Raw genomic sequence first — 5,077 nt, 5'->3', positions numbered from 1 at the left:
GCTCCGTCGGCCGGCCGGTCTACGACACGCTGATGTCGGACCAGCTCGACACCGCGGTCGAGCAGAACGGCAAGGGCGACCTCGCGGCACTGCTCACCGGCGGCGACACCTGGACCGTCGTCGGCTGAGAGCCGTACCGCTTCACGAGGCCCGGGACGAGAGCTCCCGGGCCTCTTGCTGTGCCGCCCGGGTCTCGTCGTACGCCCGGCGGGCCCGCTCGACGTCCGTCATCCGCTCGTGCGTCCACTCCGCCAGGCCCCGGACCCGCTCCGCCGCCTCGCGGCCGAGGGGGGTCAGAGAGTAGTCGACGCGGGGCGGGATGACGGGCTTCGCGTCGCGGTGGACCAGGCCGTCGCGCTCGAGGGTCTGGAGGGTCTGGGTGAGCATCTTCTCGCTGACGCTCCGGCCGACGCGGCCGACCGCCCGGCGCAGCTCGCTGAACCGGTGCGGCCGGTCCAGAAGCTCGATCAGGACGAGGACGCCCCAGCGGCTGGTCATGTGTTCGAGGACGAGCCGGTACGGGCACATCGCCTCGCCGGCCCGTGGGTCACTTACGGCCATGCCAGTACCTTACTTCAAAGTGGGTACTTTCTTTTGGTTAGCGCCTCCTTTAGCGTCGGTGACATCGCAGCCCGACCCCCACAAGGAGTTCCGAACCCATGAGCATCGTCGTCACCGGAGCCACCGGACACCTCGGCCGCCACGTCGTGGAGCAGTTGCTGGAGAAGGTCCCGGCCGACCAGGTCACCGCCGTCGTGCGCGACAAGGCGAGGGCCGCCGACCTGGCGGAGCGCGGCGTGCGGCTCGCCGTGGCCGACTACAACGCGCCCGAAACCTTCGACGGGCTGTTCGCGGCGGGCGACAAGGTGCTGCTGATCTCCGGCAACGAGGTCACCAAGGACCGCCCCGGGCAGCACAGGACGGTCATCGACGCCGCCGCCGCGGCCGGCGTGGCGCTGCTGGCGTACACCAGCGCCCCCAGCAGCCTGACCGCCGCCCTCGCCGACGACCACCGCGCCACCGAGAAGGTCCTGCTCGCCTCCGGCCTGCCGTGGGTGATCCTGGGCAACGGCTGGTACCACGAGAACCACACGGAGAACCTCGCCCAGGTGCTGGAGCACGGCGCGGTCGTCCAGGCCGCCCGCGAGGGCCGCATCTCCTCCGCCTCGCGCGCCGACTACGCGGCCGCCGCCGTCGCCGTACTGACCGGCGAGGGCCACGAGAACAAGCGGTACGAGCTGGGCGGCGACGAGTCGTGGAGCTTCGCCGAGTACGCCGCCGAGGTGAGCCGGCGCGCGGGCCGCGAGATCGCCTACCGCGCCGTGTCCGTCGAGGAGTACGTCCGCGCCCTCGTCGCCGCCGGGGTGCCCGAGCCCATGGCCGAGATCCTCGGCGGCGTGGAGACGTCCACCGAGAAGGGCGAGCTGGTCGTGACCACCGGCGACCTGTCCCGGCTCATCGGCCGCCCGACCACCCCGGTCACGGACGCGATCGAGGCCGCGCTGCGCAGGTGAACACCGGCGCCTCCGGCGGCCCGCCGCCTGTCATGACCGTATGGCGATACGGGCATGACAGGCGGCCGGGTGCGGCGCTACCGTCGTCCTGGCATGCCTCCGTCCCCGGCGTGCCGAAGGCGAGAAGGAGGTGCCCGTGGCCGGGTCGTCCGGGAATGAACAGCGCATAGGCCTGCTGAACGGCTTCGCGGCGTACGGGATGTGGGGGCTCGTCCCGCTGTTCTGGCCGCTGCTCAAGCCCGCCGGGGCCGGCGAGATCCTCGCCCACCGGATGGTGTGGTCCCTCGCCTTCGTCGCCGTCGCCCTGCTCTTCGTACGGCGCTGGGCCTGGGCCGGTGAGCTGCTGCGACAGCCACGCAAGCTGGGCCTGATCACCGTGGCCGCGGCGGTCATCACCGTCAACTGGGGCGTGTACATCTGGGCCGTGAACAGCGGCCATGTCGTCGAGGCCTCGCTCGGGTACTTCATCAACCCGCTGGTCACCATCGCGATGGGCGTACTGCTGCTGAAGGAGCGGCTGCGGCCCGTGCAGTGGGCGGCGGTCGCGACCGGCTTCGCGGCCGTGCTCGTCCTCACCGTCGGCTACGGCCGGCCGCCGTGGATCTCCCTGTGCCTCGCCTTCTCCTTCGCCACGTACGGGCTGGTGAAGAAGAAGGTCAACCTCGGGGGCGTCGAGTCGCTGGCCGCGGAGACGGCGATCCAGTTCCTGCCCGCGCTCGGCTTCCTGCTGTGGCTGGGCGCGCACGGCGACTCCACCTTCACCACCGAGGGCGTGGGGCACGGCGCCCTGCTCGCCGCGACCGGCCTGGTCACCGCGATCCCCCTGGTCTGCTTCGGCGCGGCGGCGATCCGCGTGCCGCTGTCCACGCTGGGGCTGCTCCAGTACCTGGCCCCGGTCTTCCAGTTCCTGCTCGGGATCCTCTACTTCGGCGAGGCCATGCCGCCCGAGCGCTGGGCCGGCTTCGCGCTCGTCTGGCTGGCGCTCACGCTGCTCACCTGGGACGCGCTGCGCACCGCCCACCGGGCCTCCCGGGCACTGCGGGCGCGGCTGGACAGGGCCGGCGGCGGCGTGCCGGCGGAGAAGGAGGACGCCGCGCGGGACTCGGACATCGTGGCCTGCGGAGGGCCGTCCCCGGATTCCCCTTCCGCGGAGCCCGCGCCCGCGCCCGCGAGGCTCGACACCCCGACCGGGAAGCCGTAGCCCGATATGCGCGACGCGGTGGCCGAATAGCGGTCTTGACGCGACGTCAGCCAGGGCCACACCATCCAGGCACCCCATTCACCGGGAGTCCTCCCCAGGGACTCCCCAGGAATTCGGAGCCCCCCACATGAAGCTCTCCGTTTCCGGGCGTGCCCTGGCGGCCGGTGCCGTCGCGGTCGCCACACTACTGACCGGCGGTTCCGTGGCCGGTGCGGCATCCGCCCCCGGGACCACCGCCGCGGCCGCCGCACCCGACATACCGGTGGCCAACGTCAAGGCCCACCTGGCGCAGCTCCAGTCGATCGCCACGGCGAACGGCGGCAACCGTGCCCACGGCCGCCCCGGCTACCAGGCGTCGATCACCTATGTGAAGGCCAAGCTGGACGCCGCCGGGTTCACCACCACGGTCCAGCAGTTCACGTCCTCCGGCCGCACCGGCTACAACCTCATCGCGGACTGGCCCGGTGGCGACACCAATCAGGTTGTCATGTCAGGGTCACACCTGGACAGCGTCACCTCAGGCCCCGGCATCAACGACAACGGCTCCGGCTCGGCCGCCGTCCTGGAGACCGCGCTCGCCGTGGCCCGCTCCGGCTACCAGCCCACCAAGCACCTGCGCTTCGCCTGGTGGGGCGCGGAGGAGCTGGGACTGGTCGGCTCCCGCTACTACGTCAACAGCCTCGGGTCCGCCGGCCGCGCGAAGATCAGCGGCTATCTGAACTTCGACATGATCGGCTCGCCCAACCCCGGCTACTTCGTCTACGACGACGACCCCGTGATCGAGAAGACCTTCAAGGACTACTTCGCGGGCCTCGGCGTCTCCACCGAGATCGAGACCGAGGGCGACGGCCGCTCCGACCACGCGCCCTTCAAGAACGCGGGCGTCCCCGTCGGCGGTCTCTTCAGCGGCGCCGACTACCTCAAGACGTCCGCGCAGGCGTCCAAGTGGGGCGGCACCGCGGGCCAGGCGTTCGACCGGTGCTACCACTCGTCCTGCGACACGACCGCCAACATCAATGACACGGCCCTGAACCGCAACAGCGACGCCATCGCGTACGCGGTCTGGCAGCTGTCGCAGTAGCGCCGGCCCGGCCGCCCGGTCAGTCGGCCCGAGCGTGGGCGCGGGCGCGTTCGGTGAGACGGCCCATGCGGGTGCGGGCCGACTCGAGCTGCTCGGCGTCGTCGGCGGCCGGTCCCACCTCGACGGCGAGTTCGCTCCACAGGGCGACCAGATCGTGCCCCAGCTCCAGCCCCTGTTCGGGGTCGCGCACCGCCCGCCAGGCGGTGGCCGCGCTCTGGACGTTGCCGTAGGCGGCCTCCGGGTCGCCGGCCGCGCGGTGGATCCTGGCCAGGTCCAGCGAGAGCCGGAAGGCGCGGCCGGGGTCGCCGGACAGGTAGGCGATGTAGGCGGTGAGCTCGCGGAGCCGGAGTACCTCCGGGTGCTCCGGCCCCAGCGTGTCCGAGGCCTCGGCCACCGACCGCTCCGCGAGTCGCGCCGCGTCCTGCGTACGTCCCTCCCTGACCGCCTCGTTGATCCGCGCCGTGGGCTCGGCGAGGAGGGCGGGCGTGGTGGCGTCGCCGGGCGCGGTGAGCGGCGCGTCCCCGAGCACGGCCTCGGCCACGGCGTCGAAGCCGCGGGCGGGGGTGGGGGTCGGCTTGGGCGCCGGGTCGGGGTCCATGACGAGGGCCGGGACCGGCGCGGGGCGACGGGCGGGGACGGAGGCCGGCTCGGGCGCCGCGCCCTCGGAGCCGCCGGGTATGGCGACGGGGGCAGCGGGGACGCCGGGCGCGGATGCGCCGGGCGCGGATGCGCCGGGCGCGGATGCGCCGGGCGCGGCTTCGTCCCCCGCGACGCCGCCACCCGCGGGCGCCGCGTCCATCCGTGGCGGCGGGCCGAACACCCCCGTCGGGGGCGCCACCGTACCCGGCGCCGCGCTCCCGGCGGGCTCCGGGAGGGCGCGCAGGACGAACGTGGGCACGGACTCGCCGGGTGACACCCGCGGGGCTGCGGGGGCAGCCGGGGTTGCGGGAGTGACCGGGGCTTCGGGAGCGGCTGAGCCTGCGGTGGCCGCCCGGGCCAACCGGACTGCCGAGGTGACCGGGGCTGCGGGGGCCGCAGAGTCGTCGGTGGCGTCCGGGACTGCCCATGCCGGCCGGCCTGCGGGGGCAGCCGAGGTTGCGGAAGCGGCCGGGGCTTCGGGAGCGGCTGAGCCTGCGGTGGCCGCCCGGCCCAACCTGATTGCGGAGGTGACCGGGGGTGCGGGGGTCGCCGGTACTTCGGGGGTGGCCGGGGCTTCGGAGGCACCCGGGACCGACCGGGCCAACCGGACTGCCGAGGTCACCGGAGCCGCCGGGGCTGCAG

General features: G+C 73.5%; 4 protein-coding genes and 2 pseudogenes. 4 read left to right on the top strand and 2 right to left on the bottom strand.

The genetic code is table 11. The annotated features are described in order from the left end of the window. A pseudogene (locus ACIRG6_RS35865) lies at positions 1-128 on the top strand (2-oxoacid:ferredoxin oxidoreductase subunit beta); the annotation flags it as partial. Positions 129-141: 13 nt separating this feature from the next. Here the strand turns inward: ACIRG6_RS35865 and ACIRG6_RS35860 are convergent. After that, the gene (locus ACIRG6_RS35860; RefSeq protein ID WP_239765412.1) at positions 142-561 is read right to left on the bottom strand and encodes a winged helix-turn-helix transcriptional regulator; all 420 of its coding nucleotides are present in this window, start codon (positions 559-561) and stop codon (positions 142-144) included. A 98-nt stretch (positions 562-659) separates the two neighbouring features. Here ACIRG6_RS35860 and ACIRG6_RS35855 point away from each other — a divergent pair, with 98 nt between their 5' ends. The 3 genes from ACIRG6_RS35855 (at position 660) to ACIRG6_RS35845 (ending at position 3,796) form a co-directional block, all read left to right on the top strand. Then, positions 660-1,514, top strand: coding sequence for an NAD(P)H-binding protein (locus ACIRG6_RS35855; protein ID WP_364822457.1), 855 nt, complete (start codon positions 660-662; stop codon positions 1,512-1,514). 136 nt (positions 1,515-1,650) lie between these two features. After that, a complete protein-coding gene (gene rarD, locus ACIRG6_RS35850) occupies positions 1,651-2,715 on the top strand; it encodes an EamA family transporter RarD (protein ID WP_403326035.1) in 1,065 nt (354 codons plus the stop codon). Positions 2,716-2,842: 127 nt separating this feature from the next. Then, positions 2,843-3,796, top strand: a complete 954-nt coding sequence (locus ACIRG6_RS35845; protein ID WP_365022021.1) for a M28 family metallopeptidase — start codon at positions 2,843-2,845, stop codon at positions 3,794-3,796. 19 nt (positions 3,797-3,815) lie between these two features. On the opposite strand, the pseudogene ACIRG6_RS35840 reads toward ACIRG6_RS35845, so the two are convergent. Next, positions 3,816-4,625: pseudogene (locus ACIRG6_RS35840) on the bottom strand (tetratricopeptide repeat protein); the annotation flags it as partial. Between the last annotated feature and the right edge of the window lie 452 nt (positions 4,626-5,077).

It is taken from the genome of Streptomyces flaveolus (assembly GCF_044765825.1).
Taxonomy (GTDB): Bacteria; Actinomycetota; Actinomycetes; order Streptomycetales; family Streptomycetaceae; genus Streptomyces; species Streptomyces flaveolus.
The sequence above is the reverse complement of the archived record's forward strand: the minus strand, read 5'-3'. Positions and strand labels throughout refer to the sequence as shown.

Excerpts from the sequence above, each read along its gene's own strand:
- ACIRG6_RS35860 (WP_239765412.1), bottom strand. The coding sequence starts at position 561 with ATGGCCGTAAGTGACCCACGGGCCGGCGAGGCGATGTGCCCGTACCGG.
- ACIRG6_RS35855 (WP_364822457.1), top strand. The coding sequence starts at position 660 with ATGAGCATCGTCGTCACCGGAGCCACCGGACACCTCGGCCGCCACGTC.
- ACIRG6_RS35845 (WP_365022021.1), top strand. The coding sequence starts at position 2,843 with ATGAAGCTCTCCGTTTCCGGGCGTGCCCTGGCGGCCGGTGCCGTCGCG.